The sequence below is a fragment of the Acinetobacter sp. WU_MDCI_Abxc222 genome, assembly GCF_025514755.1.
Taxonomy (GTDB): Bacteria; Pseudomonadota; Gammaproteobacteria; order Pseudomonadales; family Moraxellaceae; genus Acinetobacter; species Acinetobacter geminorum.
This window is the reverse complement of record NZ_JAHPVG010000009.1, coordinates 22071-40283: the sequence shown is the minus strand read 5'-3', so window position 1 is coordinate 40283 and position 18213 is coordinate 22071. Positions and strand designations below refer to the sequence as shown.

The following is an 18213-nucleotide window of genomic DNA, read 5'->3' as shown; positions in this document are numbered from 1 at the left end:
TTAATGAGATATTTCTTTTTCAAAGCTTGAAAGCGTATTAAATTTTTGTTCAAAAATTTGAATAACTTCTTTTTTTAGTTTTTCAAAATCGACTACTTGTTCATCGTCATTTAGACAAATTTGTGGAAGCCGTTCACTTTTAATAATCTGATTAATTTCTGGAAGATTTTGCAGTCTTAAATTAAAATTTTGGCCGCGCTCAAATATATTTACAGGATAGAAACGGGCTGAACATAACTGCCATAACCTAAACAAATATTGGTTAACGTCTAAAGGCTGTCTAAAGCGATGACTTGATACTTCTTTCAAATAAGTCTCTTCAGTTTGCCAAACTTCTTCAAACACTGATTTCAAAAATGGTTGAGGTAAATGAGTACTATAAAAGCTCGAAAATTTTCGGTTATATAAACTTAAAAAATTCCCCCAATTATTACTCATAGAGTAGCGATGATTAAAAAGTGCATAGGGATTGTTATGAAATAATTTCCGCTTATCAAAATACTTATTAATGATTGCAACATCAGTCAATGCAACTGCACCTAAAAAGTTCTCTTCTCCCACGACCATTAAAGGCTGTAGCTGGATACCATCACAAGGTAAACCATTTTTAAAAAAGAACTCTGGCTCTAAAGGGCTATTAATAAAGGTGTCATCATTAAAATAGACAAAGTGTTCTGCTAAGCCTTCTATTTTATGAATATTGATTTCGATGGCATGTGAGTTAAAGGTCGGCAAACAGTCTGATTCTATAATTCGATCATGGGTAACTAGATTTAACTTGGGGTGATTCTTGACTAAAAATTCTGGGAAATGACCACAGGTCACAAGATGAATTTTTCTAACCCAAGGACAAAATTTTTCAACAGATCTAAACCAAAAATGTAGATTATTCCAATCGCGATAGCGACATTGATCAGCGAGTTTATCAATCTTTGTTTTAGTTTCTTTGGATTTATAATATAGATATTGTTGCTGCCATTTCGTATCGGTTGAGTCCACCCAAATCATTACAAAATCTATAGGCTGCATCAAACATATATCCAAATAAATTCAGCAATTTACTAGATAAAATTCGATAAAAATCGGATACCAAGTTTATTAATGTTAATAAAACTTCATAATTTATCCATAATTTTAATTTTTCTACAGAATTTGCTTAATTAAGACTCTATTGAGATGGTAGTGGGCAAATGGCATAATACCCGTTCTTTTCTCCCTTGGTAATTCATTATGGCAATGCGTCCTGACGTTCGTCGACATGCTTTAGTCGTGATTGTATTCTCTCTCGCACAATGGTTTTTCATGCGCTATATTCTTGCAAATGAATTATTTAACATGACTACAAATCAACGAATTTTATTTTTCTGTGTAAGTAGCTTGGTTGGTGCATTGCTTATATTTGTTGCATTGATTTATATGGTTTTAAAAGGAAATGCGGATAAAAATTAATATCCGCATCCCACATAAAATTTAGAAAATCTTAAATTTATTTCCCAATATAATTATCACATAACTGAATCAGTTCCGGATGTCTGTCATGTTGATGGACAATAGGAATGATTTCTTGATTGCGATTGATAATAAATCCCTGATCATTAACTGCAATTTGATCTATTGGGTATAACCCTAGGGTTACAATAATGGATTCAAATGGCTGACAGCGTGTTACATCAGCTAAATTATTAGTAATTAATAATTTATTATGCATAGCTTGATCATAAATTCTTTCAGACATTTTTTGATATGGCTGTTTGCAGAATTCTTCGATCATCTTATTGATATAGACTCTAATTGATTCATGATCACCAATAGTGACACCTGAACAAGAAACTTGCTCATCTTTTGCAAGATTATAAAAGTCCTCACCGTATGCATCCAAGATCCATTTTTGGTTATATTGCTCAGTACCTATGGTGAAATTTGGATTTTCCATCCCAACCAATAGTCCTTTGCCAAGATTTTTGAAAGGGTTACTTTGGAAAAAAACATCTCGAACATCGCTAAGCAATACATGTGATGCATCAGAATGGTTTTCTACAATTTGCTTATATTCAAAGAAACGGCTCACATGCGGATAACCTGTAATTTTAAGTGCTTTTATTTTTGAATCAGCGTTTTCTTCATTTACAGTTAAGCCAATAATTTTCTTAAGAATATTTTTTACAAACTTGAATTTATAAACACCTGAATATTTTGACTTTGATTTAAATTTACCAATAGTTGAAACTTTAAATTCAATTTTAAAATTTTTGATATCTGAAAATGCATTAACAAATTCTGTCATTTGCTCTTTATATATAATTAAAGCCAATATGCCATCAAAGTTTGCTTTTTCCAAAGAATATACAAAAGAAGAGATGAGGTCAGCATCATATCCTGTAGCTGACCCGATAATAATATTTTTTTGCTTAATCATAAAATTGTCAATAAAATCTATAAAAATGACTAAATTATATATTTATTAAGTATATATTTCTTTAGTTTAACTCTTAAGTAACGTAATAAATCACTATCATCTTGAGAAAGAGGCGTCACTAGACTCCTTTCCTTTTCTAAGTAACTTAATGCATCATTATTTTCAATAATTGGGTGATCGAATAAAAAGCTGACATAGAAACTAAAATCCCCTCGTCCAACAAGGTCCTGCCAATGATCATAAATTTTTATCGGTTGATGATAATCAACTAACATTTGAGCCATTTTACGATCTACAACATAGGCATATGCATAGGCAAGTTTTTCAAGATAGTCGTAATCAACTTTTAAAACTTTTTGGTTATACAATTCTTCGGGTAAAAATTTTCCACGAACACGATTGCATATTTTCATTTGAATACCGCCCAAGCTTAAGAAAAAGCAAGGACCTAAATTCAAAGAATGAATGTGTTTTTCTAAATCTTGGAAATCAATTTCAAAACGTTCAATCACATCATCTTCAAAAATAATGGCATATTCTTCATCAGAGCTTAAAAAATCTTTTAATGCAGCTATATGTGACATTGCACAACCAAGCTCACCTGGTGTCATCGGTTTCTTCTTACCTGCTACACCCTGTTGAAAATACTCACTAACACTTAAATTTTTTCCTACAACCCCAAATTGCTTAAATTCATCGCGATATTTGTAAAATGTTGCTTGAGAGTACAACTTTTTTAAACGTTCACTATTAGCAGATTCAATACTGATTAAATATTTTTTCATTTCATTCAAATGTTAAAATGAGACAGGGATAGTCTATCTAATTATAGTTATATCGAGTGTAAAATTTAATGCTAAATCGCCTGATTCAAAAAAAATGGTACAAATACCAACAAGCAAAAAAAGCGAAAACTTTTGACTCCCATTGGTATATGCGTTTTGGCTGGTTAGAGCAACCTTTTACTACACTTAAGCAATTAGATTCACTCTTTGAAATTCACTCCCCTAGAAAGTTTACCTTTGCAGATAGCTTTTATGCTTATGAAAATGGGCGTCATTTCATTTTTTTTGAAGAAGTCGATGACCAACATCCGGTAGGCTTTCTTTCGGTTTTAGAAATCTTTAAGGATGGCACTTACACCCCGCCTGAAACCATTTTAAAACTCGATTACCACCTCTCATACCCTTGCGTATTTAAAATAGATAACACTTGGTATATGGTCCCAGAAACATCAGCCAATAAAACCATCGAACTTTGGAAATGTACTGAGTTTCCGCTAAAATGGGAAAAGCATTCTAACCTTATTGAAAATATTGAAGCAGTCGATAGCACCCCTTTTTACCATGAGGGCTTATGGTATCTTTTCACTTCAACGCGTCGTGATTGTAAGAAATTTGGTGATCGTTTAGATCTATTCTTTACCGAAGATATTTTGAATCCTAACTGGCAAGAGCACCCAATGAATCCAGTGTGCCGAGGCAGTCAGCAGTTCCGTATGGCAGGCAAACCTTTTATTTATAAAGGGCAACTGGTTCGACCAAGCCAAGATTCTTTAAAGCGGTATGGCGGTAATATCGAATTAAAAGCGATTACTCAGCTTAGCCCGACAGCTTATGAAGAAAAATTATTAGAAGTCGTTTTACCAGACTGGAATCAAGCAGATGACGGTTGTCATACTATTAATATCGAAGATAACTTCGTGGTACTTGATGCCATCCGCCTTACACCGAAGAATAATTAAGTTTTCAGCAGGCCTTTATAAATATTAAGCGTCTGCTCAGCCATGGCTGGTACAGTCAGTTCAGCCTTGGCTTTTGCATACAAAGGGCTAAAGTCGTTTTGAGCCTCAGGTCGAAGCGCATATTTAATCGCTTTTGCTAAACCTTGTGCATCTCCAATTTCTGCCAGATATTGCTCCGGCAACCACTCGATCACACCGTTCACTTTAGTTGAAGCCATTGCTTTATCGGCCTGTAAAGCTTCGACCATGACGAGTGGAAAACCTTCACGATCTGATGATAAAACCACGATATCAGCCAGTTGTACCAGATCTCGAGCATCAGTTCTAAACCCAAGAAAAGCGACACGATTTTGCATGTTCAATTCGCTGACTTGCTTTTCTAAACTTGCTCGAAGTGAGCCATCGCCAACAATCCATAAATTGGCATCAATCTGTTGCATCGACTCAATCAGTAAACTGATATTTTTTACTGGCTCTAGACGTCCAATACACATAACAACTTTTTTGCTTGTGTCTAGCTCAGCAAAATCTTTTTGAATCGATTGAAGTAACTTTTCTTTATTTTCAGCTGTAAGTAGTGGTTGAGGATATACACCGTTATAAACCACGTATGCTTTAGACTCCGGAATACCTTGCGTGAGCGCTTGGCTCACTGCAATAACTGCATCACCAGCTAAATAAGCGGATTTATTCTTTTTAGTGCCGTGTACCGTCGTTACAAATTTCGGGCCAGATAAAAATGGCTTAATGCGGGCAATCAGCTCAGCCGCTTTTCCTGCTTGTGCATGAACAATAGCGGGTTGGATTTGTTGAATAAGATTTTTAATTTGCCAAAGTAAAAAAATATTCCAACGGCTACGTGCAAAATCGACAGCATGAAAATGTACTTGTTGGCTAAACTTGTCTACATAGCAAGGATGTGCAATCACATGTACTTCATGGTTTAAAGCAAGCTCATTAACAAGGTTAAAAGTGTGCTGCTCTAATCCACCAACTCCACCACTCGTTGCCAATACCTGAACAATTTTCATAGCTCGCCTACTTATTTTTTATCTTTATTCATGGTCTGTTCAAAAAGCTTAGCTTCTTTTAGAAATGCATAAAATGCGTTAATCATACTATTTACGAAACCACGCCAACCATTTAAGAAACTACGGCGAATAAAATAAGACTTCATAAAAGTCACAGGCATCACTAAAACCAATTTTGCAATGCTCGGAGACTTTCCTTTTTGGTATTTCTCTAATGCTTTTAGGTTGGAATATTGGTTATTTTTTTCGACCTTAACGAAAATACTCGACTCACCATAATGATAAATATCGTGTTCAGCACGCTGAGATTCACCGTCTACAATCACATTTTCATGGACCTTATTGGCAAGGTCATAATGCCCTTTGGACTTGCGGAAAAAACGCACCTTTGCATGTTTTTTAGTATGTTTACTGTTGGGGACACCTAAAAACACATCATTAATCGGTGTGATTAATGCATCAAGCTTGTTCTGTTGAATGGTCTCAACAATTTCTTGTTTTAACTCGCTAGATAAAACTTCATCACCATCTAGGTTGAGAACCCAATCATTTCGGCATTTTGCTAAAGCTAAACTTTTTTGCCCAGCGTAACCTTGCCAGTCTTGATGAGCAATTTGCGTATTTTCAAAGTGCTGGGCAATTTCATAAGTATTATCAGTACTGCCCGAGTCTAAAATAATAACTTCATCAAACTCACTGACACTTTGCAAAGTTCGCTCTAACCAAGCACCACAGTTTAAAGTGACAATATAGACACTACATGGAATTTTATTCATAACTTATAACGTCCTTTAGCAAGGGCGATACGCATCTGTAAAGCATTCATGGCACCATGCGTGCTGACACGTGGAATATTAAATTGATTAACAGCTTCATACGCTTCGATTTTTTTACGAGTCGATACAGCGTTTTTAAAGCCAATCTCCTGAGCCATTTTTTGGTGTTTTTCGTTAAATCGACCAAATGGGTAGGCAAAGCTTGGGCATTTTCCAACTAATACTTCAACGTCGCGTTTAGACTGAAGCATTTCATCGTAAGCCGTTTGATCGTCAAGCTTAAGTAAGTTCACATGATGTTGCGTATGCGCACCAAATTCAATTAAACCAGAGTTGGCCATTTCATGGATTTGCTCATGAGTCAGCTTTTCGATGCCTTCAATTTGCGTTGCCAAATAAATAGTTGCTTTCGCATTATATTTTTTGAGTAATGGATAGGCATAAAGATAATTATCCATAAATCCATCATCAAAACTTAAAGCAACCACATTCTTTTGATTACGATATTGCTCAAGCTCAGAAACAAAGCAAAAGATAGCCCCTTTACGAGTTAACAGTTGTAAGAGTTGTTCAAACTTTTCAGGAGGCATGTTCATGCCAGAGGCTGCATCTTTAGGGGTAACCTGATGCAACATGACAATACGAGGTAGTTTGTTCGAACGGAACGGAAGCCAGAATGTATAATTACCTAGCACATATAACAGTGCAGCAAGTACTAATAGGCCCACCGCAACGTACAAAAACCACATCATGCATAAACCTCGTGTGACCATTCATAATCTTCTGAAAGTGGCTGCTTAAATGTCACTTCAACCATAAACTGCGTGATGCGCTTAGCATTGAAAGATTTACGTGTTTTCTCCCAGCCCTCTTTCGCTATTTTTTCAGCATGCTCTGGATTTTGATCAAAGAATTGGATCTTCTTGGCCAAGTCAAACTGATCATCAAAGTAAACTACTTCCTGCTCAGTATAGAGCTTCTCAAAGCCCGGAATTCTTGGGCTAAAAGTGAGTAAACCATTACCAGTCAGCTGTACAATACGGTCAGAACTATACAAGGTTACATCATTACGGCGTGAGTAATTAAGTCCCATTTTTGTTTCAGACAGAACTTTATAATAGGCTTTACCATAAACACCCGGTTGTTCAAAACAACCATAATATTGATAGTTCACATGACCTTGTTGCAAAGCATCTGCCAAATCCTTTAAGAACTTCTCACGCTCAGGTTCTTTATAGACTACACCACAAAAAATAAAGGTCTTGTCAGACTTAGAGTTTGAAAATTGCTGTAGTGTTTCTACATTGCGGTGCCCGACATTTGGCAAATAAGCCACACTTAAATGAGGTTGCTTTAACTTTTGTAGATATTCCCCGCCTGTTGTACAGAAAATAGCATCTAAATATGGCGAGAATGCTTTGACAAAGTCGAGTTTATTTTCAAGATAAAGCGGGTCAACATACCAAAATGCAATTTTAGTATTTGGATAAGATTCTTTAATTTGTCTTAGAACATCTGGACTCATTAAGTCACTATGTCCAATGAGCACTAGATCAGGCTCAATATTATTAACAACTTTTAGGACTTCTTTATTAGCCCAATTGGCACCCAGTTTTTTTGTTTTAAAAATGGTTCCCATTCGAGCCATGTCACGAAAACTAAAATCATAAACGAAATGGCCATTTTCAATTAATCCGGCAGAAATTTTACGGTCTGTGCAGTAAAAATGGGCGCCTTGTTTATTAAAGCCAAAATTTGCAATATGCAATATTTTCATTTATTTACTCAAAATAAAAAATTTAATTTTTTGCTAAAAGATATGTTGCCACACGGTCCGCTTCTTTAAAAGCATAAGGTTGTGGTAACTGTACAACTGAGGTCTGCTGTGAAATTAATTTTGATTCTAACATTTGATCAACTGAGTGCGTAATCCGGTCTTCTTTCAAACGCTCCATTGCCATCACCCCGACTCGACAACCCGCGGTAAGCGCCTCAAAAATCATAGATACACTGTCTTCTGTTACCCACACAGCTTCTGCTTTTTGCATTTCTTCGAAAATCCAGCCTGGGGGTGTTTGATCAACTGGAAATATGTGTAAATGCTGGGCAAAATTTTGTTGTCTTAAAATATCGACAAACTCTGCTGGGGTTCGACGTGAAGTGGTCAGAATAATTTCAGCGTCTGGATTATTCTCAACAATTTTTTGAACACTGGTTAATACTTTATTTTGGTTCCATTGATGTCGTTTAGATGAACCACCTAAAGCGATTAAAACTCTCGCGGTTTGATGGCGATTTTCATTACGGATGGGGTTTAATGCACCACGCGTGACAATCACATGGTTATCGGCGTGAATACCGTCATGCTCCGGAATAACAGCATAATCAAAGCAAGCTACAGGTAAGTTAGGCTTCATCAAAATAATGGTTTTTGCTTTTCTAAAAATTTTGCCGAGCAACCAGACACGAAAATGTGTGTGGCTTCCCACTCCAAATATAAAATCGGGCACTTGTTTAAATAAGGATTTTTTTGAAGAGAAGAGTGTCTTAATTAAAGAAATAATAGGTAAATCAGCAATTAAGACCTCTTCAAAAGTTGTTTCTGGCTGTTGTCTTTGCATTGCCTGAAACAAGCCTAATGCTTGTGAGCGGTGTCCTGCCTTTCCATCAGACACATAGACAATATGCATAGAAGCTCCCTAAGCCAAAAAATAAAAAGGCGAAACTTATGTTCGCCTTTTTATGTTAACGGATTAACTTATTTTACGTAAGTTAACCAGTGTTCATATTTCGGATTTCTACCTTGAACCGCATCAAAGTAAGTTTTTTGGATTTCAGTGGTAATTGGGCCACGAGTACCCGAACCGATTTGACGGTCATCGTATTCACGAATTGGTGTTACTTCAGCAGCAGTACCTGTGAAGAATGCTTCGTCTGCAATATAGAATTCGTCACGTGTAATACGGCGCTCAACAACTTGGTAACCAAGATCTCTAGCGATTGTCATTACAGTTTGACGTGTAATACCATCAAGCGCACCACCAGCAATATCTGGAGTGTGTAAAACGCCATCTTTAATTAAGAATACGTTTTCACCTGAACCTTGGCATACATAACCTTGTGGATCCATTAACATTGCTTCATCGTAACCAGAATGTGCAACTTCTTGGTGAGCAAGAATTGACAACGTGTAGTTACCAGATGCTTTTGCTTTACACATGGTCACGTTTGGATGATGGTGAGTAAATGATGAAGTTTTAACGCGAATACCTTTAGCCATCGCTTCATCACCAAGGTATGCACCCCACGCCCATGCAGCAACAGCGGCATGAATGGTGTTATTTGTTGCTGCAATACCTAGTTTCTCTGAACCGATCCAGATCAGTGGACGTAAATAGCAAGAGGCTAATTTATTTTCACGAACAACATCGATTTGTGCTTGTTCAAGCGTTGCTTGATCATACGGCACTTTCATTTGATAAATTTTTGCTGAATTTAACAAACGTTTTGTGTGGTCTTGAAGACGGAAAATCGCTGTACCTTTAGGGGTTTCATAAGCACGAACACCCTCAAATACGCCCATACTGTAGTGTAAAGTATGGGTTAAAACGTGAATCTTTGCATCACGCCAATCAATTAATTTTCCATCTTGCCAAATAAAACCATCACGATCAGCCAAATTCATGGAACACTCCAAATTGTTATAAAATCATTCACTATCCAACTCAACCGAAGCGGTTGGGTCTATTAATCTTTGCCATAAATTGCAAACGACCGCACGGGTACTACGCCAGTCCGCTGCGCTGACTTGCATGGATTGATTTGCAAGGGCTAAACGGTGGCTTTCGGCACGTTCACTAAGATAGGCTCGAATTAATGCTGTGGCATCTTCACTGGATAAGCAGTCTGCTTTAGCAGCATCTTCTAATATTCTTACATTATCAGAATAATGGGCGAGATCGGGTTTCGTCCCGCTCCATGCAAGTACAGCATACTGTGCCATAAATTCGATATCGACGATACCACCTGCGTCCTGTTTTAAATGAAAAATACCATGTTTTTTTTGTTCAGAAGACGAACCTAGGTGGTCTTTCATTTTCTGACGCATTTTCAACACTTCTTCACGAACATAAGCCTCATCTCTAGATTGAGTCAATATCTCGCGGCGAAATATTTCAAATTTCTGGCAGAGCGCTTCATCGCCAGCAATAGAGCGTGCTCGAACTAATGCCTGATGCTCCCAAAGCCATGCACTTTTCAACTGATAGTGCTCATAGGCTTTCAGACTCGTTACCAGTAAACCTGCCTCACCTGAAGGTCTTAAGCGTGTATCAATTTCATAGACACGGCCATCAAGGGTTTGAGTAGTCATGAGTGACATAAACTTTTGAGCGACACGCATAGCAAACTCAAAGCCACTAATTGACTTCGTTCCATCAGTATCTGCTTGTTCATCTAGATAGTGAATAAAGACAAGGTCTAAGTCAGAACCATAGCCCAGTTCAATCCCCCCCACTTTGCCATACCCAATGACAGCAAAAGCTTTATAGTCGAGTGAACAGCGTTTCCCATCAACGTCCTTTGGGTACCCATGACGCTTCGCCACTGTCTGATAAGCTAAATGTAGGGTTGCATTAACACTCACTTCAGCAATATCAGTTAATGCATCAGATACTTTCATTAATGGGCTTTCAGCTAAGACATCACTTGCCGCAACAGTGAGTACATTGCTCTTTTTAAACAGGCGAAGTGCTCGCATCTGATCTTCGACCTGATCAATCTCAATACGAAGCAATTGCTGACGTAATGAGTCTTCTAAGTCCTTACGTTTTGGTAACTCAAAATCCATCGATAAGAACTCATCCAGCAGTACTGGATATTGCGTTAGCTCTTCACAAATCCACGGACTCACCGTCGCCATTTTCACTAAGCGTTGCAGTGCCCCCTTACTTTCAATCAACATCACCAAATACACGGTTCGACGCATGACTGATTCAATCAGTGGCATTAAGCGCAACAGTGCAGTTTGTGGTTGTTCTGATTGCAAGATGGCTTCAATTAAATGAGGCCAGAAGGTTTTTAAACGCTGCACAGCATTTGAAGGGAGTTTCTTAAGTGCATGACCATGCCAAAACTCATGAATCAGATTTCTCGCATTGTCATCCAACACTTCATCTAACTGCTGCTCTAACTGTCCGAAATTTTCAGTTGCTGCATTAGAGCTGGTATCTTCAATGAGCTGCTTAAATTGAACTTTTACCTTTTGACGTTTCTCATTAAGAACATCAAGAAACTCATTCCAGCTAGCAAAACCTAAGGTATCAATAATGCGTTGTCTTAAGTCCAATTCTTCTGGTAATAATTGGGTTTGCTGATCGTTGAGAGCTTGAATTGCATGTTCAACACGGCGTAAAAATAGGTAAGCATCTTCAAGTTCTAATACAGCTTGTTTTTCTAATAAGCCAGCTTCCCCAATGTGCTCAAGACTAACTAAACATTGACGGTCTTGTAACTCACGTTTAGACCCGCCATAAATAAGCTGAAAGACCTGAACAATAAACTCAATTTCACGAATACCACCCGCTCCGAGTTTAATATCATCCTCAATATGACGACGTAAGACTTCGCGCTCAATCATCGCTTTCATATCACGCATGGCAGCAAAAGCGGTGTAATCGACATAACGACGAAATACAAAAGGACGTGTCATTTCCAATAAGTCTTGTCCTTCTTTTCCCCCAGTGACAACGCGCGCTTTAATCCAAGCATAGCGCTCCCACTCACGGCCATGTTGACTTAAATATTTTTCTAAAGCTGCATGACTAATCGCTAATGCCGAGCCATCCCCCCAAGGACGTAAGCGCATATCAACTCGAAATACAAAACCATCGGCAGTAATGTGTTCAAGCAAATAAATGAGTTTTTGTCCCCACAAAATACAGAACTGCTGTACATCAATACATTTGCGACCATTGGTTTCACCTTGCTCATCAAAGGCAAAAATTAAGTCGATATCACTCGATAAGTTAAGCTCTTGAGCACCAAGCTTACCCATGGCAACAACAATCAAATCTTGAACTTTGCCAGAGTAACTCACAGGTTCACCATGTTTCGCCACAAGTGCTACACGCGCAAAATCTTTTGCTGCACAAATGCTGGCATCGGCAAAATCAGAAAGTTCACGAGTGAGTGTGACAACATCGGTCAATTGATTGGCATCCTGCCAAATCCAGCGGAACATTAAACGGCTACGTAAAATGCGCATTCCGCGCATCCAAAGCGTTTCATCACCAATCCCATCTAGCGTGGTCTGTACAAACTGGTAAATCTGTTCGGTCGAGAGCGGTGCAGTAAATTGATCTATTTGATAATCTTGTTCTAAAACAGCTTGATGCAAACCTAAAACTTGTTCTGCGTACTGACTGGCACGCAATGTTTTTTGTAACTGCTCCGCATTCATATAAAAAGCTCTTTTCCTCGTACTCTGTTTTTAGTTATAGCAGTTCGAGTAGTGGAAGGAAAAGGGATTAGACTAATTTTGCTTCTGATGAAGAATGATGTTCGGTATGTACTTCATGACTTTCTTGAGCTGAAGGTAATAGAACTTTAAATGTCGTTCCTACCCCTTCTTTAGAATCAACAGTAATTTGCCCCTGATTAATCTCGACAAAACGCTTGCAAAGACTCAAACCCAAACCAGCACCTTTTTCCCCTGCAGTGCCTTTAAAGCTAGCAGTAATACGTGGATGGAATAAATTTGCCATTTGTTGTTCGGTCATGCCTAGACCTGTGTCTCGAACAGTAATTTCTACATTTGTATCCGCTTGTTGAGCTTCAATAAAGACTTTGCCTGATCCATCAACATCGGTAAATTTCAGCGCATTTGACACCAAGTTTTGAATTACAGAGGTCATCATATTGATATCGGCGTAGATGTTTAAATCATCCGGAACACCATTCACCAGTTCAATATTTTTCTTTAAAGCTAATGTGTGCAGTACATCGCAAACGATATTGCTGACTTGTCTAAGCTTAAAATTAATTGGGTGATAAACAAAACGCCCGCCCTCAGCCATTGCCCATGTTAGTAAGCTTTCAAGCAAGTTATAGGTCGACTGTGAGGTGTCATATAAATAGTCTGCAATATTTTGAATACTAGATTCATCTAAAGTTTCACGCTCTTTAGCGAGTACCTCAGAAAATCCGAGCAATCCATGAAAAGGCGCACGTAAGTCATGCGAAATAATCGAGAAAAATTTTGTTTTACTCGAATTAAGTGCCACTTGTTGCTCGTATAATTCATTTAACTCTTCGTAGTTAAACTTCAACTCGACTTGTTGCATAAAACTAGAACAATAATCGAGCAATAATTGAATATCATCATCTTCAAACGTTGACGCATCATCATCGAAAAAGACAGCAAAACCCATTGAGGTTTTATCAGGGTGTAAAAGATGCACAGCCAATGCCCTGCTGCACTCAATATTTAATTCTTTTAAATAGTTGATTAAATTTTGATATGAAGGATGTAAGTGATTAATGGTCTGTTGTTTGGCGAAGCACTGTTTTAAATGCTTTGATGGTTTAAACGAGATTGCCGTCATGCCTTCAGGGCAACGGTGCCAAAAGTAGGGTTCCTGATTAAAAGTCAATAAGGCTTTTTTACAACTCAAAAGACGAAGACTAAACCGGAAAAATTGCTCGATGTAGTTCTGCTCGGCGTTTAATCCAAGCAACAGAGATATCCTACAAGCACTTAACTGCTCAACCTGATTTAGTTCTAAACGTTGGAATGTCATTGCCCGCCTCACAGATTATGTCGTTTTTGGTCGGAACCGCTCTCAAGAAATGTACTTATAATCATTATGATCTACTACAAACTTTAACACAGTACATTAAAAGAGCAACGTTCTTTTCAAAATAGAAATGTGAAGTTTCAATTAAAGGTTTTCAGATACATAAAGTGGGTATGCTTGAGAAAAATACAACAAATGTTTGAAGGTAAAGACTTGTAAGATGTTAGAAATGCGAGTTCAGAATACTCGTAAAAGATGGTCAAAAAATTTATTTGCATGAAGGCTTAGGCTCTGATTAGACTTTAATAAAGATCATTTTTGAATTTGGCTCAATGGATTTATCAGGCTTAGTTGTAATGTGCATAGATACCATATATCTGCACACCATTCTCCTCTTTTAATTTTCACTACAATGAATAGATAAACCACGCCTAAATGCGTGGCTATTTACTATTAAGTTGCTACATTCCTCAATAGTTAGATTAAGTACTATCTTTTTTGGAACTATTCTCAGTCTTATTCACATTATTTCCCCCAGCTGATATTTGCTCAATTGCTTTAATTGCAATTGCGCTTATATTGGCAGGAAGATCATTAAATTTTTCACTTGTACTATTATCAATCACACCAGCATCTTTCCCAAAATAATCAGGTATTAGATCTTTATGAATTTTACTTCTCTCCTCTTCATTAAGATGGTTAATAAATGGACGCAAAGATGCGAGTTTTAGATGCATATTTTCACTATGTCGCCAATGAATATATGATCTATAAGCTATACGGCTTGTATATATTAGAGATAAAAACAATAAAATAGAAATTACTAAACGCAATATTAAATAATATAATGCATTCGATTGAACTAATTTTATTTTCTCAATATTTAAATTTTTAGTAGTTTCAGCAAAACCTTGGGGATTTACATAATTTGAATAATAACCGCTAAGTCCGATCCATGCTAAACCTATTGCAAAAATAATAATAAGAAGACTCAGCAATGTCATAGCTAAATAGGTATTTCTCTCCCAAATAGATTTTTCAAAATAAAACTTGGATATTTCACTTTGAGTTTTATTCGAAATTAAACTTTTATAATTTTCTATATCACCAAAAAGATTAGACAATTCTCTTTGTGACTCCTGAACTGACCTAGACAATTCTTCAATATTCTTTTTTTCATTACTTTCATATTGTATTTTATATTCATTAATCATTAAATTAAAGTTATTAACCAAAGTATTAGTTTTATCTTTTAAGTAAATATCATTTAATTGCAAGTGAGTAATTATTTGCTCTTTTATTTTTCCATCACTAACTCCAACATCTTTTTTTAAATTTATTATATCATCTTCTAATCTTCTTATTTTATTTAAATAAAAACTATTAGCATTACTAGAGTTGATATCGAAAAAACCTGTGTTAAATTCACTCCCTCTATAAGGAAGAATATCTCTTAAAAAATGATAAAAACTAGGCCTACCTTGTGTTTTTTGGATAAATTTTTTAAAGCCCTCACTACCATTATTTAGAATAAATTTTTCAAAAAAATCATTAAAAATGTATATAAAATATTCAAAAATAGAGTTTTTATTTTTAAAGTCTGCAAACAAAATTAATTTTTCTTTTAAAGCATCTAACGGGAAGAAGAAATCTTCAAGCATCCCCTCATCACCATAAATAAGACTATCCAAATCATGTATAAATTCTTGTAAATTAAAAAAGAAATTTTTCGAGGAAACAAAAACCTCTGTTTTACTATAAACTGATTCCCATTTATAATTTTCATCTTGTATCTTTAAAGAAATTTCATTTATCAACGATGCAATATCATTAAATATATTTAATTTTTTCAAATCATTATCTGTAAAAACCATACTCTACCCACAAATTAAAAAAACTATACAAAATTTCCAGCCATTACTTCTTTAAATTCTTAATTGTTTCAGTAGTAGCTTTAACCATTTCAGTTGTACTTTTCATTTGGTCAGAAATTAAATTACTCATATCTTTATGTGCTGTCCCATCAACCTCACGACCAAAGTATTTAAGTGCAAGTTCTTTACGTACACTAGCAGCTTCTTCTGTAGGAATGCTTTCCATAAAACTTGGATAAGCTTGTAGTTCAACTTGTGTTTGATAATTTTGATCAGCTAATCTTTGATAGTGAGCCGATTGTTTTAAAAAGTAACTTATTAGAGTAATACCTACTAATAATATAGATATCTTAACTGCCCAAAACTCAATAGTTGAGAAAAGTGCAGGAACTAAAATTTTTTTTAATGAGAACAAACAAATAGATAATATTAGAATAATTGCCAATCCCCAATAAAAATATGATCTATAACTTTTTTCTAATTCACGATATTTAGTAACAGCCTTATTATAAATATTCTCCGTCCGAGCATTATCAGCAATATTTCTTAATCTTCTGAAACTTACCAGCTCATCATTCACACGAGCCATTACATCTTCTAAGAAAGGAGGTATTGTTCTATTAACTGCTTCATAGAGTTTATAAAATTGTTTTGCTACATCAAGTAAAGACGTAATACCATGCTTAATTCTATTGATTAATACTTCTTCTGATTGTTTATTTTCGAACTCTAATTCCCCTGTAGATCCAAAAGGATCATTTAAAAAGTTTAATTGCTTAATAGCCGTTCTGGATTTATCAGCTATCTCCATATTTTTTAATTTTAATAAATCATCAAAATTATCAATTAAGTATTGAGTTTGGGTGACAAATAAATTTAGGAATTTTCCAATATTCTGATCTAAATTGAAATCACCAATTAGAACTAAGACAGTTTCTAAATTATTCTTAACAAAGTCCTGATCATCACTTATAAGAATAGTACTGTTTAAGACTCGATGTTTTATTAGTTGTTCAATATTATTTTTTATCCTATCACGGACTTCTGCTAAATCTTTACTTCGTTGAATATCTTCTGGACTACTTATTATCTTTGAAACTTTAACCACCCTAACTCACCACAAAAATTATTATAAAGTCTTGATGCGTAATAGTATCTAAGCTTTTCCAAACTTTCCACAATAAAAATTAGACCAACAAAAAACCCCTAAACCGTTAGTTTAGGGGTTTTCGTAGAATCTTACGATTCCGAATATGGTCCCGAGGGTCGGACTCGAACCGACACGTCATCTCTGACAGCGGATTTTGAGTCCGCCGCGTCTACCAATTTCACCACCTCGGGAGAGGAAGTATGTTTGTGTTGCGTATATTAGCGCGTTTGTAAAACTTGTCAAACCCTAAGTGAATATTATCGTTCACTTTTAGATCATTTAAACATTTTTCATGATTTAGGTCAGAAGCACAGCCATAAAAAAGCGAAAAAGTTTATACTAGGCCCAATTTTTGTGGTGTTTTTTCTCAAATATGCAACTGTCTGACTTTTCCTTTGAATTACCTGATGAACTCATTGCCCGTTACCCTCTCGAATCACGTAGTGCTTCGCGGTTGTTGCACTTAGATTCAAAGGGTCAATATCACGATCACATGTTCACAGACATTATCGATCTGTTCGAAGAAGGTGATTTGTTGGTGCTTAATGACACCAAAGTCATGAAAGCTCGACTTAAAGGAAAACGCTCTACAGGCGGTGCGATTGAGATTTTAGTTGAGCGTATGCTAAACCACACCACGGCGTATTGTCATATCAAATCTAGTAACTCACCTAAAGCAGGTGCTGAGCTTTTCGTCGGTGCAGATAATATTCCTGTAATTGTACGTGGCCGTCACGAAAACTTATTTGTGGTTGAGTTTTCACAGCACATCTTGCCTGTACTTGAGCAATATGGTCAGTTACCTATTCCGCCTTACTTTAATCGTGAAGCAGAAGAAATTGACACTGAACGCTATCAAACTGTTTTCCATAATCCTGAAAAAATTGCCAGTGTGGCCGCTCCTACTGCGAGCTTGCACTTTGACGAAGAATTACTAGCAAAGTTAGAGCAAAAAAATGTTCAAAAATCTTTTGTGACTTTACACGTCGGTGCTGGCACATTTATGCCTGTTCGTACTGATGACATTACCAATCATGTCATGCACAGTGAATGGTGTGATGTTCCTCAAGAAACCATTGATTTAATTTTGGCGACTAAGGCACGCGGCAATAAAGTGATTGCCATTGGTACAACCGCGACACGTGCTTTAGAAAGTGCAGCTCAAGCTCATGGCGGTAAAATTGCAGCTTGGACGGGCGACACACAAATCTTTATCTATCCAGGTTATGAGTTCTGCATCGTAGACCGTTTAATTACTAACTTCCATTTACCAGAGTCTACCCTGCTCATGTTGGTATCAGCACTTTCAAATCGAGACAGCATTTTGGCTGCTTATGAACATGCAGTTAAAAGCCGCTATCGTTTCTTTAGCTATGGTGATGCAATGCTGATTGATAAGCTAGAAGTTTAAAAAGCAAGGCTGGGT

The 18213-nt window shown here is 36.4% G+C and carries 16 protein-coding genes and 1 tRNA gene; 3 read left to right on the top strand and 14 right to left on the bottom strand.

Translation table 11 applies throughout. From position 1 onward, the window contains the following. Nucleotides 1-1029 (bottom strand): stealth conserved region 3 domain-containing protein, encoded by a 1029-nt coding sequence (locus tag KTJ10_RS13805; RefSeq protein ID WP_262442239.1) that lies wholly within the window; start codon nt 1027-1029, stop codon nt 1-3. A gap of 201 nt (nt 1030-1230) precedes the next feature. On the opposite strand from KTJ10_RS13805, the gene KTJ10_RS13800 reads away from it, so the two are divergent. Then, entirely contained in the window at nt 1231-1449 is a 219-nt protein-coding gene (locus KTJ10_RS13800) for a hypothetical protein (protein ID WP_014207632.1), read from the top strand. A gap of 37 nt (nt 1450-1486) precedes the next feature. Here KTJ10_RS13800 and KTJ10_RS13795 read toward each other — a convergent pair whose 3' ends face one another. Further along, nucleotides 1487-2437 carry a lipooligosaccharide outer core biosynthesis glycosyltransferase GtrOC6 gene (locus KTJ10_RS13795; RefSeq protein ID WP_262442280.1) on the bottom strand — a complete coding sequence of 317 codons (951 nt, stop codon included), beginning with the start codon at nt 2435-2437 and terminating at the stop codon, nt 1487-1489. Nucleotides 2438-2445: 8 nt separating this feature from the next. Next, nucleotides 2446-3201, bottom strand: a complete 756-nt coding sequence (locus KTJ10_RS13790) for a glycosyltransferase family 25 protein (RefSeq protein WP_262442238.1) — start codon at nt 3199-3201, stop codon at nt 2446-2448. 68 nt (nt 3202-3269) lie between these two features. On the opposite strand from KTJ10_RS13790, the gene ghy reads away from it, so the two are divergent. Continuing rightward, the gene (gene ghy / locus KTJ10_RS13785) at nt 3270-4160 is read left to right on the top strand and encodes a glycosyl hydrolase Ghy (RefSeq protein WP_262442237.1); all 891 of its coding nucleotides are present in this window, start codon (nt 3270-3272) and stop codon (nt 4158-4160) included. On the opposite strand, the gene KTJ10_RS13780 is transcribed toward ghy, so the two are convergent. The 11 genes from KTJ10_RS13780 to KTJ10_RS13730 form a co-directional block, all read right to left on the bottom strand. Next, nucleotides 4157-5191: a glycosyltransferase gene (locus KTJ10_RS13780; RefSeq protein WP_262442236.1), complete on the bottom strand. Its 1035-nt coding sequence runs from the start codon at nt 5189-5191 to the stop codon at nt 4157-4159. The two genes, ghy and KTJ10_RS13780, sit on opposite strands and share 4 nt — an antisense overlap. An 11-nt stretch (nt 5192-5202) precedes the next feature. Then, on the bottom strand, nt 5203-5967 hold the full coding sequence (locus KTJ10_RS13775; RefSeq protein WP_262442235.1) for a glycosyltransferase family 2 protein: 765 nt from the start codon (nt 5965-5967) through the stop codon (nt 5203-5205). Continuing rightward, entirely contained in the window at nt 5964-6719 is a 756-nt protein-coding gene (locus KTJ10_RS13770; RefSeq protein WP_262442234.1) for a polysaccharide deacetylase family protein, read from the bottom strand. The genes KTJ10_RS13775 and KTJ10_RS13770 overlap by 4 nt, the downstream gene beginning before the upstream one ends. Beyond that, nucleotides 6716-7744, bottom strand: a complete 1029-nt coding sequence (locus tag KTJ10_RS13765) for a glycosyltransferase (protein WP_262442233.1) — start codon at nt 7742-7744, stop codon at nt 6716-6718. The genes KTJ10_RS13770 and KTJ10_RS13765 overlap by 4 nt, the downstream gene beginning before the upstream one ends. A 22-nt stretch (nt 7745-7766) precedes the next feature. Further along, nucleotides 7767-8657, bottom strand: coding sequence for a mitochondrial fission ELM1 family protein (locus tag KTJ10_RS13760; protein ID WP_262442232.1), 891 nt, complete (start codon nt 8655-8657; stop codon nt 7767-7769). A 68-nt stretch (nt 8658-8725) separates the two neighbouring features. After that, nucleotides 8726-9652 (bottom strand): branched-chain amino acid transaminase, encoded by a 927-nt coding sequence (locus tag KTJ10_RS13755; protein ID WP_086265231.1) that lies wholly within the window; start codon nt 9650-9652, stop codon nt 8726-8728. A 24-nt stretch (nt 9653-9676) separates the two neighbouring features. Continuing rightward, nucleotides 9677-12427, bottom strand: coding sequence for a bifunctional [glutamate--ammonia ligase]-adenylyl-L-tyrosine phosphorylase/[glutamate--ammonia-ligase] adenylyltransferase (glnE, locus tag KTJ10_RS13750; RefSeq protein WP_262442231.1), 2751 nt, complete (start codon nt 12425-12427; stop codon nt 9677-9679). A 67-nt stretch (nt 12428-12494) separates the two neighbouring features. After that, the gene (locus KTJ10_RS13745) at nt 12495-13766 is read right to left on the bottom strand and encodes a sensor histidine kinase (protein ID WP_262442230.1); all 1272 of its coding nucleotides are present in this window, start codon (nt 13764-13766) and stop codon (nt 12495-12497) included. A gap of 479 nt (nt 13767-14245) precedes the next feature. Beyond that, nucleotides 14246-15637: a hypothetical protein gene (locus tag KTJ10_RS13740; RefSeq protein WP_262442229.1), complete on the bottom strand. Its 1392-nt coding sequence runs from the start codon at nt 15635-15637 to the stop codon at nt 14246-14248. Between the two features lie 43 nt (nt 15638-15680). Next, the gene (locus KTJ10_RS13735) at nt 15681-16745 is read right to left on the bottom strand and encodes a hypothetical protein (protein WP_262442228.1); all 1065 of its coding nucleotides are present in this window, start codon (nt 16743-16745) and stop codon (nt 15681-15683) included. Between the two features lie 146 nt (nt 16746-16891). After that, a tRNA-Leu gene (locus KTJ10_RS13730) sits at nt 16892-16978 on the bottom strand. 182 nt (nt 16979-17160) lie between these two features. Between KTJ10_RS13730 and queA the strand changes: the two genes are divergently transcribed. Next, nucleotides 17161-18198 carry a tRNA preQ1(34) S-adenosylmethionine ribosyltransferase-isomerase QueA gene (queA, locus tag KTJ10_RS13725; RefSeq protein WP_262442227.1) on the top strand — a complete coding sequence of 346 codons (1038 nt, stop codon included), beginning with the start codon at nt 17161-17163 and terminating at the stop codon, nt 18196-18198. Nucleotides 18199-18213: the final 15 nt, after the last annotated feature.